Here is a 23,600-nt window from a genome sequence, read left to right as displayed (position 1 = left end):
TCTCATTTGGGCCGGCCACTATGATTCTGCCCCTTACTTTTTACTGAAACCAGGAGTGGCTCGTTGCGCGGAAAACGCCGTTTTAACATTCTGCTGCTGGCTGCCTTAACCCTGGGACTGGCTGGTTGTGCCCGTGTACAACCGGCGCCGCAGCCCGATATGCAACCCTGGCCAGAGGTGTTGGGTGGTGCTGCCGCAGTAACTCAGCCGTCACACTGGTGGACAGCCTTTAATGACCCGCAGCTGAACCGCTGGATAGAGCAGGGGCTGCAGCAGAATTACAGCCTGCAGGCTGCCTGGGCGCGGCTGGCGCAAAGCGAAGCGGTGGCGCGCCAGGCCGGCAGTGAGCGTTATCCCGATCTTTCCGTATCCCTCAGCCGCTCACGCCAGTGGCGCAACGATGTCAGCACCGATTTATGGTCAGCCGGCATAACCACCGAATACGAACTGGATTTCTGGGGCCGCGTCAGCGCGCTGCAGGAACAGGGTCGCCTGAATGCGCTTGCCAGCCTGCAGGCCACTCGGGTGCAGGCCAATACCGTGGCCGCCAACATTGCCTTAAACGCCTATGGCCTGCGCATGCAGCAGCTGAATCTGCAGCTGCTGACGCAGCAGCAGCAGCGGCTGCAGGAGGCGTTGCAGGTTACCCAGGCGCGGTTTCAGCGCGGGCAGGCTTTAATCAGCGATGTCTGGCAGCAACAACAATTGCTGGAAGCCAATCAGGCCGAACGCATTACCGCCACCGCTGAGTATCAGCGTTACCGGCACCAGCTGGCGTTGTGGCTGGGTGATCCGGGCTGGCTGCAGCCCGAAGCAGGCAATATTTCCGCAGACGCGGCCGCTTTACCGGTGCTGACCGCTGCTGATCAGGGCGTGGCGTTAACCGCCTTGCAGCAGCGCCCGGATGTGCAGCAAGCCTGGTTTGAATTACAGGCGTCTAATGCGGCGGTGGCGGCGGCCGTGGCCAACCGTTTTCCGCGCTTTACCTTAACCGCCTCGTACCGGGGTGAAGACGCCAACCTCAGCAATGTCTTTGATGACTGGATCGGCAATCTGGCCGCTGGCTTGGTGTTGCCCTTAATTGATGGCGCCAACCGCCGCGCCGAAGTCGCCCGCCAGCGGGCGGCGCTGGAAGAAGGGCTGGCCGATTATCAGAACACGCTGCTCAGCGCCGCGCAGGAAGTGCAGGATGCCTTAACCGGCAACCAGCAAATGGCCGGCCGGGTGACCAGCCTGGAACGGCAGCTGCAACTGGCACGCGATACCGAAGCCTATCAGAGCAACCGTTACCGCAAAGGCAGTGGCGATTTTCTCAGCCTGCTGACCGCCCAGCGTGAGGTGCTCAGCCTGGAACAGCAGCTGCTCAGCGCCCGCTGGCAACAGCTGCAATACCGTATTCAGCTATTCCGCGCCGTCAGTCACGGCGACTTTGCCCAGAAGGACGAGCCTGTATGAGTTCTGCCAACGGATCTTCCCTTAGCCTGTGGCAGCGCAGCAAAAGCACTGTGCTGGTGGTTGTGGTGCTGGCCATCGGGGTGGTGGGGTTTAACTACATCACCGCCTCCGCGCCCAAGCCACAACGGGTAAAACCGCAGCCGGTGGCACGGCTGGTAGAGGCGGTGCCCGTCACCCTGGCCAGCTCACGGCCCTATTGGTTGTCCGGCGGGGAAGTGCGGGCGGCTGAACAGGTGGCGCTGGCGGCGCAGGTCAGTGCGCGGGTGGTGCAGTTATCCGGGCAGGCACTGCCGGGGGCACGGCTGGCCAAAGGCACCTTGCTGGCGCAGCTGGAGAAAGCCGATTTTGAATTGGCCCTGCAGCAGCAACAGGCCGCGTTGGCCCAGGCCGAAGCCCAGTTGCAGATTGAGCAGGGACAGGCGGCGCTGGCGCAGGAAGAATACGCCATTGCCGCGCAGCCATTAAGCGAGCAGGAACGGGCGCTGGTATTGCGTGAACCACAAATAGCCAGCGCCCGGGCGGCGGTGGCGACCGCCCGCGCCAATGTGCAGCAGGCGCGGCTGAATCTGGCCCGTACCGAAATACGCATGCCTTTCGATGGCCAGATTCTGGCCCGGCATATCAGCACCGGCAGCCAGGTGGGCAGCAGCACGCCGTTGTTTGAGGTGGTACGTACCGATCATTTCTGGGTTGAGGTAAAAGTACCGCGCACGTTCCTGCCGCTGCTGGATACCACCGCCAGTGCCCTGGTAATGCCGGCGGGGGCCGATCCGCATGGGCATGGCCGTGAAGCCAGCATTCTGCACGTACTGCCCGGTGTCAGTGACAGCGACCGGCAGGCGGTGGTGCTGTTACAGATTAATAATCCTTTAGGCGGAGATTTGCCGGTATTGGCCGGCGATTACGTCAGCGTGCAGCTACCGGGCCGTGTCTTTGAGCAGGCGGTGGTGATCGACAGTCGTTATTTGCAGGACGATGGCACGGTTTGGGTGGTGCATCAGAATCAGCTGCAGCGCCGCCAGCCCGAGGTGTTGTTCCGGGGTCGTGAGCAGGTATGGCTGGGTAAGGGATTCAGTCCGGAAGACCGCATATTAAGCAGCCGCGTTGATGCGGCGGTGGCGGGAATGAGCGTGCGCCTGCAGGAGCCGCGCCCATGAGCCTGCATTATTCCGGCCCATTGGCGTGGATGGCCCGGCATGGCGTCGCCCCTAACCTGCTGATGGTGTTTTTACTGGTCGGTGGTTTGCTGGTGTCGCTGACCATCCGCAAAGAATACATTCCCCCTTACGAAGCCGATATCGTCATGGTGACGGTGGCTTATCCCGGTGCCACGCCGGAAGAAATGGAGCAGGGGGTGGTGCTGCCGATTGAAAACGAAATCCGCAACATTGAAGGCATTATCGAAATTACCTCCACCGCCACGCAGGGCAGTGCGCAGATTATGGCCGAGCTGGAAAACGGCTGGGATAAACAGCAGGCCTATCAGGATATTCAGCAATCGGTTAACCGTATTTCCACCTTCCCGGCGCAGATTGAACGGCCGGTGGTCAGCATTGCCAGCCGCCAGCCCGACGTACTGGAATTTGCCTTATTCGGCCCGCTGGACGCCTTTGCGTTAAAACGTCTGGCCGATGAAATCCGCGATGATTTACTCAGCCTGCCGCAAATTAATAAAGTGGAATACCGCAGCAGTCTGGCGGAAGAAATTCACGTCGAAATTTCCCAGCAGGTGCTCTGGCGTTATGGCCTGCAGCTGCAGGATGTGGCCGCCAAAATTGCCGACAGTGCCATTGAGCAAAGCGCCGGCACAGTGCGAACCGAAGGCGGTGATATTCAGGTAACCCTGAATAACCGTGCCTACTGGGCGCAGGAATTTCAGGCCATTCCGCTGCTCACCGACGCCAGCGGGGTACTGGTCACGCTGGGCGATGTGGCCCGCATCCGCGAAGGCTTCAGCGACAGCAACCGCGAAACCACCTTTAACGGCCAGGAAGCCATTAGTTTCCGCATTTACCGTACTGAAAATCAGACGCCGCTTACCGTGGTGGAAGCGGCCTATAAAAAACTGGATGAAATCATTCCGCAGCTGCCGCCGGGCATGCAGGTGGTGATTACCGATGACGATGGTCAGACCTATAAAGACCGCGTTGGCCTGCTGATGAAAAATGCGGTCATCGGCTTATTGCTGGTGATGATTCTGCTCAGCCTGTTTCTGGAATACCGGCTGGCGTTCTGGGTCACCATGGGTATTCCCACCGCCTTTATGGGCGCCATGTTGCTGCTGCCGCAGTTTGATCTGTCGATCAATATGTTCTCGATGTTCGCCTTTATTATTGCCCTCGGCATTGTGGTCGATGACGCCATTATTGCCGGCGAAAACATTTACGAACACATGCAGAAAGGTATGCCCTTTATGGACGCCGCCATTTTTGGCGCGCGTGAAGTAACGGTGCCGCTGGCCTTCGCCATTATGACCAACGTGGTGGCGTTTTTACCGCTGCTGGCGCTGCCCGGCATGATGGGCAAAATGTTCCTCGCCATTCCCATTGTGGTGATTTGTTGTTTCCTGATGTCCTGGCTGGAAGTGCTGCTGATTCTGCCAACGCACCTGGGGCGGATGCAGAAAAAAGCGGCCGGAGCACCGCTGAACATTGCCGAAAAAATTCAGCAGCGGGTAGACCGTGGCCTGCAGCATTTTATTCAGCAGATTTACCGGCCGGTGCTGGAACGTACCCTGGATAATCCCGGTTTAACCCTGGCGGTTGCCATTACCCTGGGGCTGCTGGTCATGGCCTGGCCGATGAGCGGCCGCATGGGCTTCAGTTTATTCCCGCGTTTGGAGGGTGAATTTGTGGTGGCGACGGTGGAATTACCATCGAATGCGCCGCTGAGCCAGGCCCGGGATGTACGCCAGTTCGTTGAGCAAAAGCTGCGGCTAGTGACCGACCCTTACGAACAACAAGGGCAACCGCTGGTGACCAGCGTGCAGGGCAACATTGACGGCACCAAGGTCGAGGTGCAGGGCCGGCTGGCCGAACAGCGCAGCCTGTCGGCCAACGACATTGTGAAAGAGTGGCGCGTCGCTATTGGTGAAATTCCAGGCATCCGCAGCCTCACCTTCGACGCCGAACGCGGCGGTGGCCCGTCCGGCGGGGCCGGACTAACGGTGGAAATGAACGGCAGCAATACGCGCCTGCTGGAAGCGGCCAGTGAAGAACTGGCGGGTTATATGCAGCGCATTGGCGGTGTAAAAGACGTGGCTTCCAGCTTTACCAGCGGTAAGCCGCAGTGGGATGTGCAATTAACCGAATTCGGCCGCAGTCTGGGGCTGGACGATGGCATGGTGGCGCAGCAGATCCGTGCTGCGTTGTACGGCGCGCGGGCGATCCGTCAGCAACGGGAAAGCAACGAGGTGACGGTGCTGGTGCGGCTGCCGGCGGCCGAGCGTTTATACAGTGCTGATATTGAACGGTTGCTGATCCGTACCCCGGCCGGTGGCTATATTCCGCTCAGCGAAATTGCCGTGCTGGAGCGGGAAATTGCCCCGTCCAGTATTTCCCGCCGGGATGGCCGCCAGGTGGTGAACGTGACCGCCGAAGTGGAACCGCGCGAGCAGATTCCGGCGGTGATGGCGGTGTTGCAGCAGGAAGCCTTTGCCGATTTGCGCGCCAAATACCCCAGCCTGAACATTGAATTCCGGGGCCGCCAGGCGGATACCGCCGACAGCATGAGCAACCTGCAGCTGTATGGCTTTTTTGCCATGCTGCTGATTTATGTACTGCTGGCCATTCCGTTCCGCAGCTACAGCCAGCCGCTGCTGATTATGGCGGTGATTCCCTTTGGGGCGGTGGGCGCGGTGATCGGCCATATGCTGCTGGGGTTCAGCATGTCGGTAATGTCGGTGATGGGCATTGTGGCGCTGGCCGGGGTGGTGGTGAACGACAGCCTGATTCTGATTGATTACGCCAACCGGCGCCGGCTGGAATCGGATTTAACCGCGCGCGAAGCCATCAGTGAAGCCGGTATCCGCCGTTTCCGGCCCATTCTGCTGACCACGCTGACCACCTTTGGCGGGCTGGCGCCGATGGTGTTTGAAACCTCACGCCAGGCGCAGATGATTACCCCCATGGCGGTGTCATTGGGGTTCGGGATTTTATTTACCACCTTTATCTGTCTGCTGATGTTGCCGGCCACTTATCTGCTGCTGGACCGCGCCCGCGATAAAGTGCAGCAGCTGGGGCAACCGCAGGATGCGGCCACTCAGCTAAAGGGCTGATGCAGCTGCTGCGGTAATTCCAGCCGGAAGGCCGCCCCTTGCGGGCTGTCGATGATTTCAATACTGCCCTGCAGGCGCTGATGCACCAGGTTATAGACCAGGTGCATGCCCAGCCCGGTGCCGCCTTTGCCACGTTTGGTGGTGTAGAAGGGATCAAAAATCTTGAGTCGTGCTTCCGCGCTGAGGCCACAACCGTTATCGCGGTAGTGCATCACCAGCTTGCCGCGGTCGGGGGCGGCCTGAATACGGATAACCCCCTCATCAATATGCTCAAACCCGTGCAGTAATGAGTTCATGATGAGGTTGGTGATCACCTGGCTGATGGCGCCGGGGTAGGTTTCCAGCCACAGATCGGCGGCGCAGTCTATTTCTACCCGGTGGTGCGTTTGTTTGAAGCGTGGCGACAGGGTTTCCAGAATTTCTTCCAGGTATTCGCGTAACTGAAACTGCCGCAGCTGTTCGCCGGTCTGGTCTTCGGATACCTGTTTAAAACTTTTAATCAGCTGCGCCGCGCGTTGCTGGTTTTTATCCAGAATGGCCAGGCTTTCTTCCAGCATGGCGAGAAATTCGGTGAAATCCTGTTTGCGCATTGCACCGCTGTTAAAGCGTTGCTGCAGCTCGCGGAAGTGGTCATCGATATAAGAATGAATGGTAATGCACAGTCCCAGCGGCGTATTAATTTCGTGGGCAATGCCCGCCACCATACCGCCCAGTGACGATAGCTTTTCCGCCTCAATCAGTTTGCTTTGGGTGGTGTGCAGCTGGTGCAGGGTCTGGTTCAGTTCATCCACGGTTTGCTGCAGGTTGCGGGTGCGGTCAGCGACACGGTGTTCCAGTTCCTGGTTAATCACTTTCAGTTGTTGCTGGGCCTGGGTTTTCTGCTGTAACTCATCGTTCATCTGGGCGCTGAGGGCATTAAAGGCCCGTACCAGCGTGTCGATTTCGTCCTGCTGGCCGGTTTCCGTAACCGACAACGGCGCGAAGGTATGGCTGTGCAGACGTTGTTGTACTTCGCGGGCCAGCAGGCTGATGCGCCGGTTCAGCAGGTTGTACACGATATAGCCCAGCAGCAGGGTCAGAAACAGCAGGCTGAGCAGCTGCGCGGTCATGCTGGAGGCGGCAGTATCCATTGCCTGCTGCAGCAGCAGTTCGTGGTCGAAAGCGATTTCCAGCACGCCAATGTCTTTGCCATTAAACGCCAGCGGTAAACGGTTGATGTCGCCGCTGTGCGGACGCTCGCCGTTTTCGATGTTCATGTTCAGGTTGTCGCTGACACGCACATAGCGCACGCCGCTGAGGTTCAGAATGCCTTTGATCTGGCTGTGCAGCTGTACTTCGTCATAGAACCACAGACTGGAACCGAGCGAGTCGGCATAGCCGCTGCGGATCTGGCTGAGCTTTTGCTCGTAGCTCTGAATCTGTTTGTGGTAATTCCAGGCCAGGATAGCGCCGGAACCCAGTACGGACATGGCGATGGAAGCCAGCGAAAAATACAGAATGACCCGCCACAGGATCGAATGCCGGTTGTAATTCATGGAAAAAATCTGCGTACCGTGCTGCCGGGAATGTCAGCAGTCTAGCAGAAGCACTGTGTCTGCCACGTTAAAAGTGGCAGCCGGGCGAACCGCACCACGGCCGGGCTAAAAAAAAGCCCGCCGCGGGGTTACCGGGGCGGGCGTCTGGTGCAGACTCAGGCGTGTTGTTTATGGAACGCGGCAAAATACAGCAGTGGGATAATCACCAGCGTCAGCAGCGTAGAAACCAGAATACCGAAGATCAGCGCAATGGCCAGGCCGTTAAAAATCGGGTCGTCGAGAATAAAGAACGCACCGATCATGGCCGCCACGGCGGTCAGCACAATGGGGCGTGAGCGCACCGCTGCCGCCACAATCACGGCATCGGCAAAGCGCATGCCTTCGGCGGATTTCTGGTTGATAAAGTCCACCAGCAGAATGGAGTTACGCACAATAATACCGGCCAGCGCGATCATGCCGATCATGGAGGTGGCGGTAAACTGCGCGCCGAACAAGGCATGGCCGGGCATGACGCCAATAATTGTCAGCGGAATCGGTGCCATAATAATCAGCGGTACCAGGTACGAGCGGAACTGACCGACCACCAGCAGATAAATCAGAATCATGCCGACGCCATAGGCGATGCCCATGTCGCGGAAGGTTTCATAGGTAATCTGCCATTCGCCATCCCACTTCATCACAATATCGTCGGTTAACGGCGGTTGCTGAATCATCATCTGGGTCCAGGGCATGCCGGCATCTTCCATACCAAAGGCAATGCTGAACAAGCCATACAGCGGGCTGTCGAGATCCCCGGCCATATCGGCGGTAACAAACACCACCGGCTGCAGATTTTTGTGGTAGATGTTTTTCTCGGTGCTGGTGGTGCGTACCTGCACCAGATCACCCAACGCAATCAGCTGGCCATCGGCCGCCCGTACTTTCATGGCCAGCACCTGCTGTAAGCCGGTTTTCTGGCCTTCCGGCAGTTCGAGACGAATGGGCAGCGGGTATTTGTTATTGCCGGTGTGCAGGTAGCTGACATCCTCACCACCCAGCGCGGTATTAATAGCCTGCACGATGCTGGCCTGGGCCACGCCCAGCATAGAGGCACGCTGACGGTCGATATCGATCAGCCATTTTTCCTGGTTGTCTTCGATGTAATCATCGACATCGACAATGTCCGGGGTGCGTTCAAACAGCGCGCGCAGTTGTTTGGCGGCGGCAATCTGGCGCTCGTAATCCGGGCCATACACTTCCGCCACAATGGGGGCCATCACCGGCGGGCCGGGCGGCACTTCCACCACTTTGACGTTGGCATTCATGGTGCGGCCAATGGCCTGCAGCGGCTCGCGTACGGAAAAAGCAATGTCGTGGCTCTGGCGCTTACGCTCGGCTTTGTCCACCAGATTCACCTGAATATCGCCCTGATGGGGCATGTTGCGCAGGTAATACTGACGCACCAGACCGTTGAAGTTGATGGGTGCGGCTGTGCCGGCGTACAGCTGGACGTCTTTGATTTCCGGTACGTTCATTAACTCGTCGGACAGTGCTTCCAGTACCGTCAGGGTTTGCTCTACCGGCGTGCCTTCCGGCATATCAACAATAATCTGGAATTCCGATTTGTTGTCGAACGGCAGCATTTTCAGCACCACCAGCTTGAACACCGGCAAGGCCACGGCCAGCACGATCAAACCGGTGACGCCGGCGAACAGCAGCACGCGCTTTTTACCGGCCTGGGCGCCTTCAATAAATGGACGCATCAGGCGGTTAAAGAAATCGTACAGCTTGCCCTGTTGCGGGTTGTCTTCACCGCCATGATCGCCATGTTCCATGGCGTCGTTCTGGCGGTGCAGCAGTTTGTACGACAGCCAGGGCGTTACCACGAAGGCGACCACCAGCGAAATCAGCATGCCGGTGGAGGCGTTGATCGGAATCGGGCTCATATAGGGGCCCATCAGGCCGGTGACGAACGCCATGGGCATCAGGGCCGCAATGACGGTGAAGGTGGCCAGAATCGTTGGGCCGCCCACTTCATCGACCGCCACCGGAATAATTTCCAGCAGTTTTTTCTTACCCAGGTGCATGTGTCTATGGATGTTTTCCACCACCACAATGGCGTCGTCGACCAGAATGCCGATGGAGAAAATCAGCGCGAACAACGATACGCGGTTGAGGGTAAAGCCCCAGGCCCAGCTGGCAAACAGGGTAATGGCCAGCGTAATAATAATGGCGGCACCCACAATAATGGCTTCGCGCCAGCTCATGGTGGCCAGCACCAGCACCACCACGGCGGCGGTGGCAAACAGCAGTTTGGCAATTAACTGGTCGGATTTCTGTTTGGCGGTGGTGCCATAGTCGCGGGTAATTTCCGCATCAATATCCGCCGGCAGCAGGCGGTTTTTCAGCAATTCCAGCCGTTCACTGATGGCGCTGGTGATATCAATAGCGTTCATGCCTGGTTGTTTGGCAATGGCCAGCGTGACGGCCGGTAGCGAGGCATCCTGACCCAGCGCACGGGTGTAGACGGACTGTTCCGGGGTATCGGCCTGCAGGCGGATATCGGCGACATCGGTCAGGTAAACAATACCGTCGCTGTGGCGGCCGACCACTAGTTGGCCTGCTTCGGCGGGGGTTTTAAGAAAATTGCCGGCCTGAATCTGGATCACGCTGTTGTCCTGAACCAGCGGCTGCAGGTAACCACCGGCATTGGCGCTGAGCAATGCGTTGCGGACATCGTCAAAGGCCAGACCGTGGCCGTTCATGCGCGCCGGGTCGAGGCGAACTTCCAGCACCGCTTGTTGCGCACCGATGGTGTAAATATCACGGGTGCCGGGAATGCGCTTGAGTTCGGTTTCCAGCGCGTTGGCCACCTGGGTCAGGTCGGCGGCGCTGATATCCGGGCGTTGTGAGGACAGGGTAATGGCCATGATGGGCACATCGTCGATGCCCATGGGTTTCACCACCGGCGCCATCACGCCTAAATTCTGCGGAAACCAGTCGTTGTGGCTGTGAATCTGGTTGTACAGGTTCAGAATGGCTTCTTCGCGCGGAATGCCCACTTCAAAGGCCACGGTCAGCACCGACTGGCCGGGCATGCTGATGGAGAAAATATCGTCCACGCCTTTGATTTCGGCCAGCACCTGCTGGGCGGGGATGGACACCAGCTGTTCAACCTGGCGCGCACTGGCGCCGGGAAAGCCGATAAAGACGTTGGCAAAGGTCACATCAATCTGCGGCTCTTCTTCCTTCGGCGTCACCATAATGGCAAAGAAACCCAGCAGTAAGCCGACCAGTGCCAGCAGCGGGGTAATGGCCGAGTTCTGGAAGGCCTGTGCGGTTTTTCCGGAAATGCCCAGCGCCATAATTATTGCTCCTTGCGGCTGATGGCGGCCAGTTGCGCCAGTGCGTCGGTCACAATCACATCACCGGCCTGCAGGCCGGCCAGAATTTCGGTCTGGCCATCGAAGCGTTCACCGGTGCGTACCTGACGCAGATGCGGTTCGCCGTTGTGGATGACGTACACGGAGTTCAGTTCAGCGCGCTGCAGAATGGCGACGCTGGGCACCAGTATGCCGTTGCGTTCACCCGTGCGGACGCGGATTTTGGCCCATTGGCCAGGAAACAGACGCTGGTCGCCATCCAGACTGCCGGCCGGTAACTCGGCACGCAGGCGCACGCTGTGATGACGCTCATCGGCGAATGGAAACAGCACCACGTCGGTGGGTTGCAGCTGGCTGTGCTGCAGCTGAATGCTGATCTGGTCGGCGGCTTGATACTGGCGGGCAACCTGTTGCGGCAGATCGGCCACCGCGCGCAGCGGTTCCAGCGCCAGCCCGGTCATCAGCGGCTGGCCGGGGCTGACCAGTTCACCGAGCTGCACATGGCGGGCGCGCACAATACCACCGTAAGGGGCTTTTACCTTGGTGTAGGCCAGTTGTTCCTGTGCTTGTTTCAGTGCCGCTTCGGCCGCTTTTACTGCCGCTGCGGCACTTTTGGCGCGGGCATTGGAGCTGTCGAATTCGCCCTTGGACAGGGTGCGCTGTTCGTACAGGCGGGTGTTGCGTTGCAGCAGGACCTGAGCGTCTTCATTCTGCGCCTGCGCCTGCGCCAGATTGGCGCGGGCTTGTTGCAGCTGAGCCTGTTGTTGGGTGTCATCAATTTCAATCAGCAGGGCACCGGCTTCGACCTGATCATTCACATCAAAATGCACGGCTTTAATGGCCCCGCTGGTCTGCGCCGACACGGTACTTTGGTTCACTGCTTCCAGCGTGGCTTCCAGATCGACGTAGCGGGGGATGCTGACCGGCTGAATGGTCTGTTGTTCCAGCGCCTGTGAGGGATTGGCCAGCAGACTGGCACCGAGGGCCAGTAACAGGGTTTTCGGCAGTGTGCGGAGCAGTGGAATGGGCATGCAACGTTCCTCTCTGAAGCTCAGTATCAGCCCGGGAGCAGTACCCGGCCGGCTAAAATATGCCTGTATTAGAATATACTAATATTCGGAATGCAACCCACCCGCGCAGGTGCCGGCTTCAGTATAGGAGCAGATGATGACGGTTCAGAATAATAACCAGGGTTTTTCCCAGTCCGCGGCGGTGCTGACCCACTGGCCACTGGCAGGAGAGCAGGTCAGTTCTATGCGCTGTACGCTGCCATCGGGTTGTTCATCATCCCAGCACAGCGCCGCTGCGTGCAGGTAAGTACGGTCGGCGGCGGCACCACGGTAACGCTGGTCGCCGTCAATCGGGCTACCCAGGCTTTTCATGGCCACGCGCAGCTGGTGGGTGCGGCCGGTAAGGGGATGCAATAAGAAAGTACGGGTCTGGCTGGCTTCATCATAGGCGCTGACAAAGCGGGTAATGGCCGGATTATTCTGGCTGCGTAATAACAGCCAGCTGCCGTTACGGCCTTTGCTCATATCACCTTTGATCCAGCCTTGTTTTTTTTGCGGCCGGCTGTGGCTTTGGGCACGGTAATATTTGCGCATTTTATGTTCGGCAAACAGGGCGCTGAGGCGGGCGGCTCCGCTGGCGCTGGTGGCCAGCAATAACACCCCTGACGTGACCTTATCCAGCCGGTGCACCGGCCACAGCGGCTGGCCAAAGGCGTTGCTGGCCAGTACCACCAGTCCGGCCACATCGTCTTCGCTGTGCATACCAATGCCGGCGGGTTTGTTAATGGCCAGCCAGTCGTGACCACGGGCCAGCCGACAGGAGGTTAAATCCGGGGTGCCTTCAGGCAGGGTCATGAGCTGGCCTTTTAAAAGCGGTAACTGAGCAACAGGTTGTGCGTCCAGACATCGCCTTTGGGTAAACCGGCGCGGCGGGTTTCGCGGTTGTAGTCGTGGCGGTCGCGGAAAGTGGCAGCAACGTCCAGCGTGACGGCGCGGTATTGCCAGCCGGTACCGATCTGCCAGCCCCAGCCATTAAAGGTACGGGTGTCGTGGCCGCCGCTGCGTGTTACCCGCATACGGTCATAGTGCCAGGCCGGTCCGGTGTATAAGCGGAAGCCCGGCTGGGCGAGGCCCATGCCCCACATTAACTGGGTTTCACCGCCGGTCAGTCTGACCCCGTCGCCGCCATCGATGCGGTACAGAATAAAGCGCGAGGCGGTATGGTTGCTTTGCGGAAACTCACCAAACAGGCTGACACCGGTCTGGCTGCCGTCGGGCAGACCGGCCGGCGCATGGCCGATATCCAGGGCAAAAGCACCGATACCGGCACGGAAATTGGTGGGTTCGGCACTGCCGATGGATGGCAGCAGGATCAGGGCCGTAATAAAAACAAGTCGCAGCATAGACAGCGGTCCGGTAAAAAAGCCGGCCAAGGCTATCCCGCGTAAGGGGTGATGGCAAGCGCGGGCTGGGCCGGCAACAGCCTGTGCGGTGGTTGCAACAGTCTGAGCCTGCTCGGCTATACTGCGCGGGATTCTGTGATGGGCAAGATTGATGAAAAAACTGAGTATCGTACTGGTGGCCCTGCTTGGGTGGCTGCCGGCGCTGGCCGATGAAACGATCGGGCTGGAATTTCCGGTTGAAGATGCCAAAGCCGCGGTGGCCAGCCGCAATTATGAGTTTGTGGCGCTGGAGATGGCGGATGGGCTGGAATTTCCGGGGCTGACTGAAGCGCAGGCCGGACAGGTACAGCAAGATTACGCCGTTAAGGTGCTGAATCAGCGCTGGCGTACGTTCACCAATATTGAACAAAGACCGCAGGAACTGCGACGCATGCAGAGCTATGCCCGCCGTTACAATCTGGTGATGTGGAAAGAACTGCAGCAGCAGAAGGTGCAGGATGCCAAACGCTATCGTTATTAAACCGCTGCCGGACGAAAGCATGGCTTGCCGCGCCGGTTGCGGTGCCTGCTGTATTGCGCCGTCCATCAGCTCACCCATTCCCGGTATGCCACAGGGCAAACCGGCCGGGGTGCGCTGTGTTCATCTGAACGCTGATTTTTACTGCGATATTTTTACCGATCCGGCGCGGCCGGCGGTTTGTGCTTCTTTTCAGGTCGTTGCTTACTGTTGCGGCAGTTCGCAAAGCGAAGCCCTGGCCTTACTGACCGAACTGGAAAACTGCACCGGCTGAGGCTGGCTGTGGGAATGTGGTAAAAAAGGGAAGGCGGCGGCCTGCAGGCCGCCACCCATAGGCTGGTTATAAGCGGAAACGGTTAACCAGGGTGCTGAGATGATGAGCCATTGTAACCAGCTGGCGTGAAATCTCGGCGGTTTGAGCGGCGGTGTCGGCACTCTGGTAAGAATGCCCGCTGATGCTTTCTACCCCTGCGCTGACGTTACGGCTGACTTCCACCTGTACTTGCATACTCTTCAGGGTTTCGGCATTCAGCTGGTTCATGCGTTCAACGTGCTGAATCATGCTGTGCAGTGCCAGCGCGGCTTCCCGCACCCGTTCCATGCCTTCGCTGGCGGTGCTCTGGGCATTTTCCATGGAATGCACAGCCTGACGGGCTTCGGCCTGCAGCTGCTCGATCATACTCTCAATTTCCTGAGTTGATTTGTGAGTGCGCTGCGACAGCGTGCGGACTTCATCAGCAACCACGGCGAAACCACGGCCAGAGTCGCCGGCGCGGGCGGCTTCAATGGCGGCGTTCAGGGCCAGCAGGTTGGTTTGTTCGGCAATGCCTTTAATCACTTCCAGCACACTTCCGACGTTGTTGCTGCGCTCGTCCAGCGAGGCAATGACCCCGGACGCTGACTGAATGGCGTTGTTCATGGTTTCAATGCTGGCCGAGGCCAGATCGGTTTTGCTGACGCCCTGGCCGGCCACAACTTTGGCTTCGGCGGAGGCGCGGCTGCTTTCTTCCGCGTTGGTCATCACGGTCTGAATGCTCTGATGCAATTCTTCAATGGAACGCTGGATATGTTCGGTTTCACTTTTCTGGGCGTTGGCGGCCTGCAGGGATGCCTGGGATGACTGCTGAATCTGGCCGGCCGATTCTTCCAGTTCGTGGGACGAGCCAACCACCTGACGCAGGGAATCGGAGAAGCGGGCAATCATTTTGTTCAGTGCCATCGCGGTACGGCCGATTTCATCCTGAGTATCCACCCGCACCTGTTGCGTCAGGTCGGAGTCACGTTCCATGGTATCCAACGTGCGGTGCATGCTGCGCACTGGTGAAATAACAAAGCGGCGCAGCAGCAGGGACAACAAAATAAGGGCGCTGACAAACATGGCCGCCTGAATCAGCGCCATGGTCATCATGTTATTGAAAATATGGCCATCGAGTTCATCGAGGGAATAGCTGATGCGGATGGCACCCAGAATGTCGCCTTCCTGTGCCTGGTGGCAGGGCAGGCAGTTGGTGCCGCGGTAATCTTCGTGCGCGTATACCGGAGTCAGATAGGTCATGGTATGGCCATTTTCGCCATCTTCTTCCAACATAATTTCTTCACCGGCCAGAGCCCGGCGGTCGAGTTCGTCCAGCGGGTATTCGTGTTCCAGACCTTTGCCGTACATGGCATCAATGGACGGCGCACGCAGCATACGGGCTTCGACAATGTTGTTATCAGACAACAATTTGGTACGGACCATCTCGCGGTTGGCAATGGCGCCGGAGATCATCAGCATATTCATGGTGTCCAGATAACCGGACGCTTTGTCTTTCAGCTGACTGTGTACCATTTCGGTACTGAGTTTCTTTTCAGCGGATACTGCGACACTGATAACAACTACCAGTACCAGCAGAAAAATACTGCCCAGAGCGAAGTACACTTTGCGCTGAATCGACACAGCATTGGCCATTGTGAATAATCCTTACGGCAAAAAAAGATTCAGGTGAATACTTTAGACCATTCCCGTCATAACGCACATTATTGAGAACCGTCTGATTATGTACAAACTTGCATTTTTTGTTCCGCCCACGCACCTGGATGCGGTGAAAGAAGCTGTCTTTGATGCCGGGGCTGGCCGGATCGGTCATTACGAAGCCTGTTGTTGGCAGGTGGCCGGTACCGGACAATTCCGCCCGACAGCGGGCGCTGAACCTTTTATCGGCCGTTTGCATGAAACCTCAAGGGTTGAAGAGTTCCGGGTGGAAATGGTCTGTGCCGATGAGCATATTCAGGCCGCGGTAAATGCCCTGCGGCAAGCCCATCCTTATGAAGAACCGGCGTTTGACGTCTGGCGGCTGGAAACGTTCTGAGCGTCTGGCAGGCGTCTGGCGCTGGTGGCGGTGGCGGGCAGCTATTAGAATGCCGGCATGACCCAATTATCCCTTGCCTGTTATCTGCAGCAACGTTTGCAGCAGCATCAGCCGCGTCGTGTGTGTCAGCCGGAACTGGCCGAGGCCGGTGTGCTGGTGGCCATTACCAATGAAACTGAGCCGCAGCTGCTGCTGACGCGGCGGGCTTTGCACCTGTCCACCCATCAGGGCGAAGTGGCCTTTCCCGGTGGCAAGCGTGACGATACCGACACCAGCATTGTGATGACGGCGCTGCGGGAAGCGGAAGAAGAAGTGGCGCTGCCGCTGCAGCAGGTGCAGGTGATCGGCGAGCTGGATCAGGTGGTGTCGCGCTTCGGCTATCTGGTTACGCCGGTGCTGGGGGTGATTCCGCCGCAGCTGCCGTTACAGGCCAATCCGGATGAGCTGGATGCGGTGTTTACCGTGCCGCTCAGTCATTTCCGCCAGCCACCCAGCCAGTATTTTGAGCGCGGCACCATCCGCATTCCCAGTTACGATTATCAGGGTTTTCACATCTGGGGCCTCACCGCCATGATGATTGCCGAGATGATGAACAATCTGTGGGATTGTGATATTTCCTTTCGCGTTTAACCGGGTTTAAAGGAGCAACGCATGTTTTATCAGCTTGGCCAACGGCGTCCGCAGCGGGGCCAAAATGTGTTCGTCGCCGACAATGCCCGCATTATCGGCAGTGTTGAACTGGCCGATGACAGCAGTATCTGGTTTGGCGTGGTGATCCGTGGCGACAATGACCTGATTACCATCGGCCCGCAATCCAATGTGCAGGACAACGCGGTACTGCACACCGATGGCGGCATTCCGCTGACGCTGGGCCGCGGTGTGACGGTGGGCCATAACGCCATGCTGCACGGCTGTACGGTGGGGGATTATTCCCTGATTGGTATTAATGCGGTGGTGCTGAACAAAGCCCGCATCGGCAAGCACTGTATTATTGGCGCCAATGCATTGATCCCCGAGGGCATGGAGATACCCGATGGTTCGCTGGTGGTCGGTTCACCGGCGGTTATTAAGCGCCAGCTGAGTGAACAGCAACAAAAAATGCTGGAAGCGTCCGCCGCCCATTATGTGCACAACGCCCGCCGTTACCGCACCGAACTGCAGGTCGTTGAATTGTGAGCCAGCGCGTTAAATCGCCCTGCGTCAGTATTTGTGCTCTGGATGAGCAGGATATCTGTGTGGGTTGCTACCGCACCGGTGACGAGATTGCCCAGTGGACACGCCTGACCGATGCCGAGCGCAGGCAGGTTTTACAACGGGTCGCTGCCCGCGAGCGCGCGGCCATGAATTTCATACCGGTGCCCGGAGTACCGGTTAAAAAGCCATAACACAGGATTCTTTATGACTACCCAAGGTTCGATTGGTACGCCTTTTTCCCCCACGGCCACCCGCGTTTTACTCTGTGGCTCTGGTGAGCTGGGCAAAGAAGTGGTGATTGAATTACAGCGCCTGGGCTGTGAAGTGATTGCCGTAGACCGCTATGCCAATGCGCCGGCCATGCAGGTGGCGGACCGTTCCCACGTGATCAGCATGCTCGATGGTGCGGCCCTGCGTGCGGTAATTGAAGCCGAACAACCGCACCTGATCGTGCCGGAAATTGAAGCCATTGCCACCGCCACGCTGGCCGAATTAGAGCAGGAAGGTTTTACCGTGATTCCGTCGGCCCGCGCAGCGCAGCTGACCATGAACCGGGAAGGTATTCGCCGCCTGGCCGCCGAAACCCTGCAGGTGCCGACCTCCACTTACCGCTTTGCCGATAACGAAGCCGATTTTCTGCAGGCGGTGGCTGAAATCGGTCTGCCTTGTCTGGTGAAACCCATTATGAGCTCGTCCGGCAAAGGCCAGAGTTTTGTCCGTGAGCAGACTGAGCTGGCACAGGCCTGGACCTACGCCCAGGAAGGTGGCCGCGCCGGTAAAGGCAAAGTGATTGTCGAAGGTTTTGTCGATTTTGATTTTGAAATCACACTGCTGACCATCCGCCACAAAAACGCTGCCGGTGAGGTGGTGACCAGTTTCTGTGATCCCATTGGTCACCGTCAGCAGGATGGTGATTATCAGGAATCCTGGCAGCCACAGGCCATGACCGCCGCGGCGCTGGAAAAAGCGCAGCAGATTGCCCGCACCATTACCGATGATCTGGGTGGCCTGGGTTTATTCGGTGTGGAGTTGTTTGTTAAAGGCGATGAGGTGATTTTCAGTGAAGTGTCACCGCGCCCGCACGACACCGGCTTAGTGACGCTGATTTCGCAGGATTTATCCGAATTTGCTTTGCACGTGCGCGCCATTCTGGGCCTGCCGATTCCTAATATTCAGCAGCATGGGCCGTCGGCATCCTCGGTATTGCTGGTGGCCGGGCAGTCGGCACAGATGCGTTACAACGGGGTAGATAAGGCGCTGGCGGCAGTGGATACGCAACTGCGTTTGTTTGGTAAACCGGATCTGGCCGGCAAGCGCCGTTTGGGTGTGGCTCTGGCGCGCGGTGCGGATATTACCGCCGCGCGAGATAAGGCCAATGCAGTTATTGCAGCAATTTCGGTTGATCTGTAAACGGCTGATCGGCGCTGATGATCTGCACTAAGCTGCAGTTTCGTCCAGCGCCTTTGGCGGCATACAACGCACTGTCGGCGGCATGCAGCCAGTCGGCAGCGGTGTAATTTTCCAGCCAGGCACCACTGTCACGAATCCAGGCCACGCCGAAGCTGAGCGTCAGGATGGGGCCGGTATTGGAATACCCATGCGGAATTTTCAGATTGCGGATGGATTCCTGAATGCGCTCGCGGATGCTGTGCATGTCCACATCGTTATCGACGTATAAAATCAGCACAAATTCTTCACCGCCAAAACGGGCTGCGATTTCATCAGTACGGCGGGCGCAGCCTTTCAGCGCCTGCGCCACCTTATGCAGTACATCGTCACCGGCCTGATGGCCATAGTGGTCGTTGTAGGCTTTGAAATAATCGATATCACACAACACCAGCGCCGCTTGCTGGGAATGCCGGCACAGGCGGCGCCAGGTGTTATCCAGCGTTTCATCAAAGGCCCGGCGATTGGCAATGTTGGTCAGCCGGTCGGTATTCGAAAGTTGTTCCAGCTTGGCTTGTTGCTGACGGGCGGTGTACACCAGTTCGTTAAAGGCATTGCGCAGCTGGCGCAGTTCTTTGACCCGCAATGGCGAAGAAAATAATACCGGCCGCAACAAACCATCAGAATTATTCCGCTGTAATAAGCTGGTGGCTTGCCGGATTGGTGAGGTGAGTTGGTGTAATAAAACGGCAAATAACAGGGCTGGCAGCAAGATCATAAACATTAACGCAATAAAAATACCGCGGTTCATAAACTCCGGCATATTGGTCATATCGTGCTGCAGTTCCAGACAGAGCACCGGCAGCTGATTACTGTTATACACACAGCGCGGATGGCTGGCCGCCACTTCATGTATCGGCAGCTCCAGCGGCATAATGGTGCTGGCATCCATCGTGCTCAGCGGTATTTCGCGCAGACCCACCCGGATAATATTGCTGATGTTGGTCAGTAATTGTTCATCAACGCGTTGAAAAAACAGCAGCCAGCCAGCCTGTGGTCCCTGATGGTCGCTTTGCAACACCGGGCTTACCGCCACCAGATAAGCATGCTCACCAATGTTAAGGACATCATTAACCGGTTCCGCAATCAGCAGGCTTTCGTGGGCAAATTCACTGCGTGTCCAGTTAAAAAAATTATTGTCTGCCGGCAGCAGCAGTTGTTGCTGTTCATCCAGTTGGTAAGCCAGTAGCGGCTGATATTCACGGTTAAGAATGACTACGGCATCGAGACTGAGGGTTTCCATGCTGGCAGCGGTAAAATTATGCTGCAGATAATCGCCGGGCTGATCCGGCTGGCGGACAAAATTCCAGGTTTCATTCCAGTGGCCATAATCGGTTGCCATGGCCAGTAACTGTTGCTGGCGCAAGTCGATGGCTGACGACAAACTGAACAGCTCTTTTTGCTGTTGGTGCAGATAGTTTTCCAGCTCGACCGGATAAAACCAGAACCAGCGACCCAGCAGTAACCCTGCCAGCAGCAGTATTATGTAGGCACTGGTTAAATAATAAAAAAGCTGGCGTATGGTGAGCATGAAGCCTCATTAATTGTAGGGATATGACCACTCAGATGAACAATAAGAAATCTTCTGTTATCTGACACTTACATTTTGGCACAAAAAAAGTAGCCAAGGTTATGGCTATTTTGTGACCTTCTCAGCGTCTTTCGCAGTGATGATAAATAGTCAGCATATAAAGTTCAGTCAGCTGCTGTACAGAGACTTGACCTGTGAGCTACTCGCGGGTTTAACCTTGAAAGCCTACGGATAACCCGCGCAGAGCTGTGCAGAGTGATTCGGAGGCTCCCTTGTTACTGTTCAGGTTGGTTCAGCGGTGGAGGTCTTATGAAAGTGCAGGAACTGGCGCGACAGGAGCAGATCAGCGCCGACACCATCCGTCATTACGTGCGTATTGGCTTATTGCAGCCGGGTAAAGCCGACAATGGATACCATATTTTCTCGGGCGGTGATCAGAAGCGGCTGCGTTTTATCCGCCAGGCCCGCGATCTGGGCTTTACCCTCGACGATATTCAGAAAATTCTGCATGAAGCCGGCCGCGGCAGTTCACCCTGCCCGACGGTGCGGCAGCTGATTGAACCGCGCCTGCAGGAGGCGCGCAACCGATTGCAGGCTATGCAGGCGCTGGTCGAACGCATGGAGAGTGCCGTGGCTGGTTGGCAGGCGATGCCCGATTGTTTTCCCAGCGGGGACCATATTTGTCATTTAATTGAAAGCTGCGACGCCCCGGTGGCGGCAGAGGAGAAAAGCTGTGAGTGAATCCAAATCAACATCCTGTTGTGGCGGCGGTGTTGCGGAGCCGGCCAAAGAACAAGCCGGTTCCTGCTGCGCCAGTGACGTTAAATCAACAGAGAGTTCATCCTGCTGTGGCACGGAAACCAAGCCTGCGGCCACGTCATCATGTTGCGCCAGTGAGGCCAAGCCTGCGGCCTCGTCATCCTGTTGTGGCACTGAGGCCAAGCCTGCGGCCACGTCATCCTGTTGTGGCACTGAGGCCAAGCCCGCAGCCAGTTCATCCTGTTGCGCCAGTGAGGCCAAGCCTGCGGCCTCGTCATCCTGCTGTGGCAGCGAACCCGCCGCCGCGGCATCGTCCTGTTGTGCCCCGGCAACCGGCGGCAAAAAACGTATTGACTGGATTCTGTGGACTTGTGGCCCGGCGGTTTTTTTAGGTTATCTGGGCTTTTTATTCATCGGCCACGATGCCGACCAAAGCCTGCCCTGGCTGGGCACCATGCTGCATACCTCATTCGAAATGGTGAACGCCATGTGGTGGGGTATTTTACTGGCCGCTTTCTTTGTCGGTTTACTGAATCGTATCCCGCGTGAAGTGGTGATGTCGGTACTCGGCCAGGGCGGCACCAAGCGCGGTCTGTTCCGTGCCACGCTGGCAGGCCTGCTGCTGGATTTATGCAACCACGGCATTCTGATGGTGGCGATGAAACTGTACGAGCGTGGTGCCAGCATTGGTCAGGTGATGGCCTTTCTGATTGCCAGCCCGTGGAACTCGCTCACCTTAACGCTGATTCTGGTGGGGCTGATCGGTTTGCCCTGGACCTTATTAATTATCGCTGCGTCATTGTTGATCGCACTGATCAGCGGCTGGATATTCGACAGGCTGGTGGCGCGTGGCACCTTGCCGGCCAACCCACATCAGACCGAATTCAGCGAAGCACCGGTGTGGCCATTGCTGAAAGCCAGCTGGGGTGAACACGACTGGTCGGCCCCCTCTGTGCTGAGCATGTTCTGGCAAGGCCTGAAAGACTCAAAAATGGTGCTGCGCTGGATTGTGTTCGGTGTGGTGCTGGTGGCGTTAATCCGGGCTTTTGTACCGGAGGAAGCCTTTGGGGTGTGGTTCGGGGCGTCGGTTTCTGGTCTGTTCCTGACCTTGCTGGCCGCCACCCTAATTGAAGTGTGTTCGGAAGGTTCCACGCCCATTGCTGCTGATCTGTTTAACCGTGCCGGCGCGCCGGGCAATGCCTTTACCTTTTTAATGGCCGGTGCCGCCACCGATTACACCGAAATTATGGCGGTGAAAGACACCACCCGCAGCTGGAAAATAGCGCTGTTCCTGCCGCTGGTAACAGTACCGCAGGTGCTGTTTATCGGCTGGCTGATGAACCTGACGGTTATTTAGCCGTCACTTCAGGATTCTGCGGTATTAAACTGCAGCCGCAGAATCTGCCCTTCAAAACGCTTGGGTTGCAGGGCATACCAGAAATCATGGCTGACGCTGTCCGGCCAGCGTCGTTCGCATTCGTCGCGCAATTTTACAAAGGTGGTGCGGCCAGGGTCGGCCAGTAAAATCTGCTTTACCCCGGCTTTACGGGCGCGTTTGAACAGCGCCAGTAACTCATCGGTTAAGCCATCCCAGAAACAGATATCGGCCCCGATTAAGGTATCGAATTTAGCCAGTTGCTTATCGCCCAGATCGGCAAAAGCGGCATGCAGGGGTTTTACCTTGCAGTCGTTGGCCGCCGCCAGCATATCCAGATAGGGAAACACGCTGTCATCAATATCCAGCCCGGTCACTTTGGCCTGCTGCTGGCTGGCGCAATAGACTGAAGCCGGCCCCCAGCCACAGCCCAGTTCCAATACCCGGCTGCCGGTGGGCAGCGGGTTTTCCTGTAACCAATCCATTAATAAAAAACTGGACGCCCAGGGCCGGTGCCCGTGCACACTGGGCTGTGCCACTTTTTTTAATCGCCGTACCAGCGGATGGCGGCTCTTAAACAGATAAATGCCATAGGCATAATGCATCTGATCTTCAGGAAAAATATCCAGGCGAGGCATGGCCACGGGCTCGGCTGCAGCAATAATGGCCGGCAGTCTACCGGCTTTTTACATTCCGGCAAGAGGATGGGCATTGCGCTGTTAATGAATGGGTGTATAAGAATTAATTTGCGGAGGTTGTTATGGCTCGTTTCCCTTTGGTTGCTGTGCCGGCGTTACTGTCGGTAGTGGTGTTAAGTGGCTGCAGCTCGATCAGTGTGGACGAATACGCCGGTCGTACGCCGGAACTGCATCCGCGCGAGTTTTTTAACGGCAAGGTGTGCGCCGATGGCGTGGTGCGCGACTGGAGCGGCAAGCAAATCCGCCAGTTCAACGCGCAGATTCTGGCCAGCTGGGATGAGCAGGGCGTAGGCACGCTGGATGAAATTTTCGATTTTGACGATGGCCGTGAGTACCGCGTCTGGACCTTAACCCCACACCCGGACGGCGGTTATCGCGCCAGTGCCAGCGATGTGCCGGAAGAAACCCGCATGACCCACGCCGGTAACAGCATTCACATGGCCTACACCCTGCGTTACGGCCAGCCCGGCGACACCATCGACCTGCACATGGACGACTGGATGTACAAGGTGGCCGATGGCGTGGTGATTAACGAAACCCGCATGAGCAAATGGGGCCTGGATGTGGGGCAGGTGCTGCTGGTGATGCGCAAAGTGGCCGACGATGCGGTCTGCCTGCCCAATGGCGAAGCCGGCGCCGCGGCTGAGTAATTGGCTTATTTGTATTAGTTAATTTCAATTCTTCATTAAAA

Annotated in this window: 21 protein-coding genes; 13 read left to right on the top strand and 8 right to left on the bottom strand. The window is 57.4% G+C overall.

Features of this window, described 5'->3' with window-relative positions; genetic code table 11:
• Positions 1 to 63: 63 nt before the first annotated feature.
• From GJQ55_RS07965 to GJQ55_RS07955, 3 genes are read left to right on the top strand one after another with little or no spacing between them, the layout of a single operon-like run.
• Positions 64 to 1,455 (top strand): efflux transporter outer membrane subunit, encoded by a 1,392-nt coding sequence (locus GJQ55_RS07965; protein ID WP_228344451.1) that lies wholly within the window; start codon positions 64 to 66, stop codon positions 1,453 to 1,455.
• Positions 1,452 to 2,612: an efflux RND transporter periplasmic adaptor subunit gene (locus GJQ55_RS07960; RefSeq protein ID WP_228344450.1), complete on the top strand. Its 1,161-nt coding sequence runs from the start codon at positions 1,452 to 1,454 to the stop codon at positions 2,610 to 2,612. Before GJQ55_RS07965 ends, GJQ55_RS07960 begins: the two co-directional genes overlap by 4 nt.
• Positions 2,609 to 5,731: an efflux RND transporter permease subunit gene (locus tag GJQ55_RS07955; RefSeq protein ID WP_228344449.1), complete on the top strand. Its 3,123-nt coding sequence runs from the start codon at positions 2,609 to 2,611 to the stop codon at positions 5,729 to 5,731. The genes GJQ55_RS07960 and GJQ55_RS07955 overlap by 4 nt, the downstream gene beginning before the upstream one ends.
• On the opposite strand, the gene GJQ55_RS07950 is transcribed toward GJQ55_RS07955, so the two are convergent.
• The 5 genes from GJQ55_RS07950 to GJQ55_RS07930 form a co-directional block, all read right to left on the bottom strand.
• Positions 5,716 to 7,266, bottom strand: a complete 1,551-nt coding sequence (locus tag GJQ55_RS07950) for a sensor histidine kinase (RefSeq protein ID WP_228344448.1) — start codon at positions 7,264 to 7,266, stop codon at positions 5,716 to 5,718. The two genes, GJQ55_RS07955 and GJQ55_RS07950, sit on opposite strands and share 16 nt — an antisense overlap.
• A gap of 155 nt (positions 7,267 to 7,421) precedes the next feature.
• Complete coding sequence (locus GJQ55_RS07945; RefSeq protein ID WP_228344447.1) at positions 7,422 to 10,610, bottom strand: efflux RND transporter permease subunit; 3,189 nt, start codon at positions 10,608 to 10,610, stop codon at positions 7,422 to 7,424.
• A 2-nt stretch (positions 10,611 to 10,612) separates the two neighbouring features.
• Complete coding sequence (locus GJQ55_RS07940) at positions 10,613 to 11,659, bottom strand: efflux RND transporter periplasmic adaptor subunit (RefSeq protein WP_228344446.1); 1,047 nt, start codon at positions 11,657 to 11,659, stop codon at positions 10,613 to 10,615.
• Positions 11,660 to 11,803: 144 nt separating this feature from the next.
• The gene (locus GJQ55_RS07935) at positions 11,804 to 12,493 is read right to left on the bottom strand and encodes a pseudouridine synthase (protein ID WP_228344445.1); all 690 of its coding nucleotides are present in this window, start codon (positions 12,491 to 12,493) and stop codon (positions 11,804 to 11,806) included.
• An 11-nt stretch (positions 12,494 to 12,504) separates the two neighbouring features.
• Positions 12,505 to 13,041, bottom strand: coding sequence for a hypothetical protein (locus GJQ55_RS07930; protein ID WP_228344444.1), 537 nt, complete (start codon positions 13,039 to 13,041; stop codon positions 12,505 to 12,507).
• Positions 13,042 to 13,192: 151 nt separating this feature from the next.
• On the opposite strand from GJQ55_RS07930, the gene GJQ55_RS07925 reads away from it, so the two are divergent.
• A complete protein-coding gene (locus tag GJQ55_RS07925) occupies positions 13,193 to 13,561 on the top strand; it encodes a hypothetical protein (RefSeq protein ID WP_228344443.1) in 369 nt (122 codons plus the stop codon).
• The gene (locus GJQ55_RS07920) at positions 13,539 to 13,832 is read left to right on the top strand and encodes a YkgJ family cysteine cluster protein (protein ID WP_228344442.1); all 294 of its coding nucleotides are present in this window, start codon (positions 13,539 to 13,541) and stop codon (positions 13,830 to 13,832) included. Before GJQ55_RS07925 ends, GJQ55_RS07920 begins: the two co-directional genes overlap by 23 nt.
• 66 nt (positions 13,833 to 13,898) lie before the next feature.
• Here the strand turns inward: GJQ55_RS07920 and GJQ55_RS07915 are convergent, their stop codons facing one another.
• On the bottom strand, positions 13,899 to 15,506 hold the full coding sequence (locus GJQ55_RS07915) for a methyl-accepting chemotaxis protein (protein ID WP_228344441.1): 1,608 nt from the start codon (positions 15,504 to 15,506) through the stop codon (positions 13,899 to 13,901).
• Positions 15,507 to 15,594: 88 nt separating this feature from the next.
• On the opposite strand from GJQ55_RS07915, the gene GJQ55_RS07910 reads away from it, so the two are divergent.
• The 5 genes from GJQ55_RS07910 to purT are packed head-to-tail and all read left to right on the top strand — an operon-like array spanning position 15,595 to position 18,510.
• Positions 15,595 to 15,906: a YqfO family protein gene (locus GJQ55_RS07910; RefSeq protein WP_228344440.1), complete on the top strand. Its 312-nt coding sequence runs from the start codon at positions 15,595 to 15,597 to the stop codon at positions 15,904 to 15,906.
• Between the two features lie 57 nt (positions 15,907 to 15,963).
• Entirely contained in the window at positions 15,964 to 16,536 is a 573-nt protein-coding gene (locus GJQ55_RS07905) for a CoA pyrophosphatase (protein ID WP_228344439.1), read from the top strand.
• 21 nt (positions 16,537 to 16,557) lie between these two features.
• A complete protein-coding gene (locus GJQ55_RS07900; RefSeq protein WP_228344438.1) occupies positions 16,558 to 17,082 on the top strand; it encodes a gamma carbonic anhydrase family protein in 525 nt (174 codons plus the stop codon).
• On the top strand, positions 17,079 to 17,291 hold the full coding sequence (locus tag GJQ55_RS07895) for a DUF1289 domain-containing protein (protein WP_228344437.1): 213 nt from the start codon (positions 17,079 to 17,081) through the stop codon (positions 17,289 to 17,291). The genes GJQ55_RS07900 and GJQ55_RS07895 overlap by 4 nt, the downstream gene beginning before the upstream one ends.
• Positions 17,292 to 17,304: 13 nt before the next feature.
• Positions 17,305 to 18,510 (top strand): formate-dependent phosphoribosylglycinamide formyltransferase, encoded by a 1,206-nt coding sequence (gene purT, locus GJQ55_RS07890; RefSeq protein ID WP_228344436.1) that lies wholly within the window; start codon positions 17,305 to 17,307, stop codon positions 18,508 to 18,510.
• Here the strand turns inward: purT and GJQ55_RS07885 are convergent.
• Positions 18,482 to 20,077, bottom strand: coding sequence for a sensor domain-containing diguanylate cyclase (locus GJQ55_RS07885; protein ID WP_228344435.1), 1,596 nt, complete (start codon positions 20,075 to 20,077; stop codon positions 18,482 to 18,484). The genes purT and GJQ55_RS07885 overlap by 29 nt on opposite strands.
• Positions 20,078 to 20,386: 309 nt before the next feature.
• On the opposite strand from GJQ55_RS07885, the gene GJQ55_RS07880 reads away from it, so the two are divergent.
• Positions 20,387 to 20,818 (top strand): MerR family transcriptional regulator, encoded by a 432-nt coding sequence (locus GJQ55_RS07880; RefSeq protein WP_228344434.1) that lies wholly within the window; start codon positions 20,387 to 20,389, stop codon positions 20,816 to 20,818.
• Positions 20,811 to 22,193: a permease gene (locus GJQ55_RS07875; RefSeq protein ID WP_228344433.1), complete on the top strand. Its 1,383-nt coding sequence runs from the start codon at positions 20,811 to 20,813 to the stop codon at positions 22,191 to 22,193. The genes GJQ55_RS07880 and GJQ55_RS07875 overlap by 8 nt, the downstream gene beginning before the upstream one ends.
• 8 nt (positions 22,194 to 22,201) lie before the next feature.
• Here GJQ55_RS07875 and GJQ55_RS07870 read toward each other — a convergent pair whose 3' ends face one another.
• Complete coding sequence (locus GJQ55_RS07870; RefSeq protein WP_228346763.1) at positions 22,202 to 22,849, bottom strand: class I SAM-dependent methyltransferase; 648 nt, start codon at positions 22,847 to 22,849, stop codon at positions 22,202 to 22,204.
• A gap of 122 nt (positions 22,850 to 22,971) precedes the next feature.
• Here GJQ55_RS07870 and GJQ55_RS07865 point away from each other — a divergent pair, with 122 nt between their 5' ends.
• A complete protein-coding gene (locus GJQ55_RS07865) occupies positions 22,972 to 23,559 on the top strand; it encodes a DUF3833 domain-containing protein (RefSeq protein ID WP_228344432.1) in 588 nt (195 codons plus the stop codon).
• The last annotated feature ends 41 nt before the right edge of the window (positions 23,560 to 23,600 follow it).

The organism is Venatoribacter cucullus (genome assembly GCF_016132445.1).
GTDB lineage: Bacteria > Pseudomonadota > Gammaproteobacteria > Pseudomonadales > Oceanobacteraceae > Venatoribacter > Venatoribacter cucullus.
This window is presented reverse-complemented; position numbering and strand designations above follow the sequence as displayed.

Excerpts from the sequence above, each read along its gene's own strand:
- GJQ55_RS07865 (WP_228344432.1), top strand. The coding sequence starts at position 22,972 with ATGGCTCGTTTCCCTTTGGTTGCTGTGCCGGCGTTACTGTCGGTAGTG.
- GJQ55_RS07925 (WP_228344443.1), top strand. The coding sequence starts at position 13,193 with ATGAAAAAACTGAGTATCGTACTGGTGGCCCTGCTTGGGTGGCTGCCG.
- GJQ55_RS07880 (WP_228344434.1), top strand. The coding sequence starts at position 20,387 with ATGAAAGTGCAGGAACTGGCGCGACAGGAGCAGATCAGCGCCGACACC.
- purT (WP_228344436.1), top strand. The coding sequence starts at position 17,305 with ATGACTACCCAAGGTTCGATTGGTACGCCTTTTTCCCCCACGGCCACC.
- GJQ55_RS07900 (WP_228344438.1), top strand. The coding sequence starts at position 16,558 with ATGTTTTATCAGCTTGGCCAACGGCGTCCGCAGCGGGGCCAAAATGTG.
- GJQ55_RS07950 (WP_228344448.1), bottom strand. The coding sequence starts at position 7,266 with ATGAATTACAACCGGCATTCGATCCTGTGGCGGGTCATTCTGTATTTT.
- GJQ55_RS07940 (WP_228344446.1), bottom strand. The coding sequence starts at position 11,659 with ATGCCCATTCCACTGCTCCGCACACTGCCGAAAACCCTGTTACTGGCC.
- GJQ55_RS07915 (WP_228344441.1), bottom strand. The coding sequence starts at position 15,506 with ATGGCCAATGCTGTGTCGATTCAGCGCAAAGTGTACTTCGCTCTGGGC.
- GJQ55_RS07945 (WP_228344447.1), bottom strand. The coding sequence starts at position 10,610 with ATGGCGCTGGGCATTTCCGGAAAAACCGCACAGGCCTTCCAGAACTCG.
- GJQ55_RS07960 (WP_228344450.1), top strand. The coding sequence starts at position 1,452 with ATGAGTTCTGCCAACGGATCTTCCCTTAGCCTGTGGCAGCGCAGCAAA.
- GJQ55_RS07905 (WP_228344439.1), top strand. The coding sequence starts at position 15,964 with ATGACCCAATTATCCCTTGCCTGTTATCTGCAGCAACGTTTGCAGCAG.
- GJQ55_RS07920 (WP_228344442.1), top strand. The coding sequence starts at position 13,539 with ATGCCAAACGCTATCGTTATTAAACCGCTGCCGGACGAAAGCATGGCT.
- GJQ55_RS07910 (WP_228344440.1), top strand. The coding sequence starts at position 15,595 with ATGTACAAACTTGCATTTTTTGTTCCGCCCACGCACCTGGATGCGGTG.
- GJQ55_RS07930 (WP_228344444.1), bottom strand. The coding sequence starts at position 13,041 with ATGCTGCGACTTGTTTTTATTACGGCCCTGATCCTGCTGCCATCCATC.
- GJQ55_RS07870 (WP_228346763.1), bottom strand. The coding sequence starts at position 22,849 with ATGCCTCGCCTGGATATTTTTCCTGAAGATCAGATGCATTATGCCTAT.
- GJQ55_RS07955 (WP_228344449.1), top strand. The coding sequence starts at position 2,609 with ATGAGCCTGCATTATTCCGGCCCATTGGCGTGGATGGCCCGGCATGGC.
- GJQ55_RS07885 (WP_228344435.1), bottom strand. The coding sequence starts at position 20,077 with ATGCTCACCATACGCCAGCTTTTTTATTATTTAACCAGTGCCTACATA.
- GJQ55_RS07935 (WP_228344445.1), bottom strand. The coding sequence starts at position 12,493 with ATGACCCTGCCTGAAGGCACCCCGGATTTAACCTCCTGTCGGCTGGCC.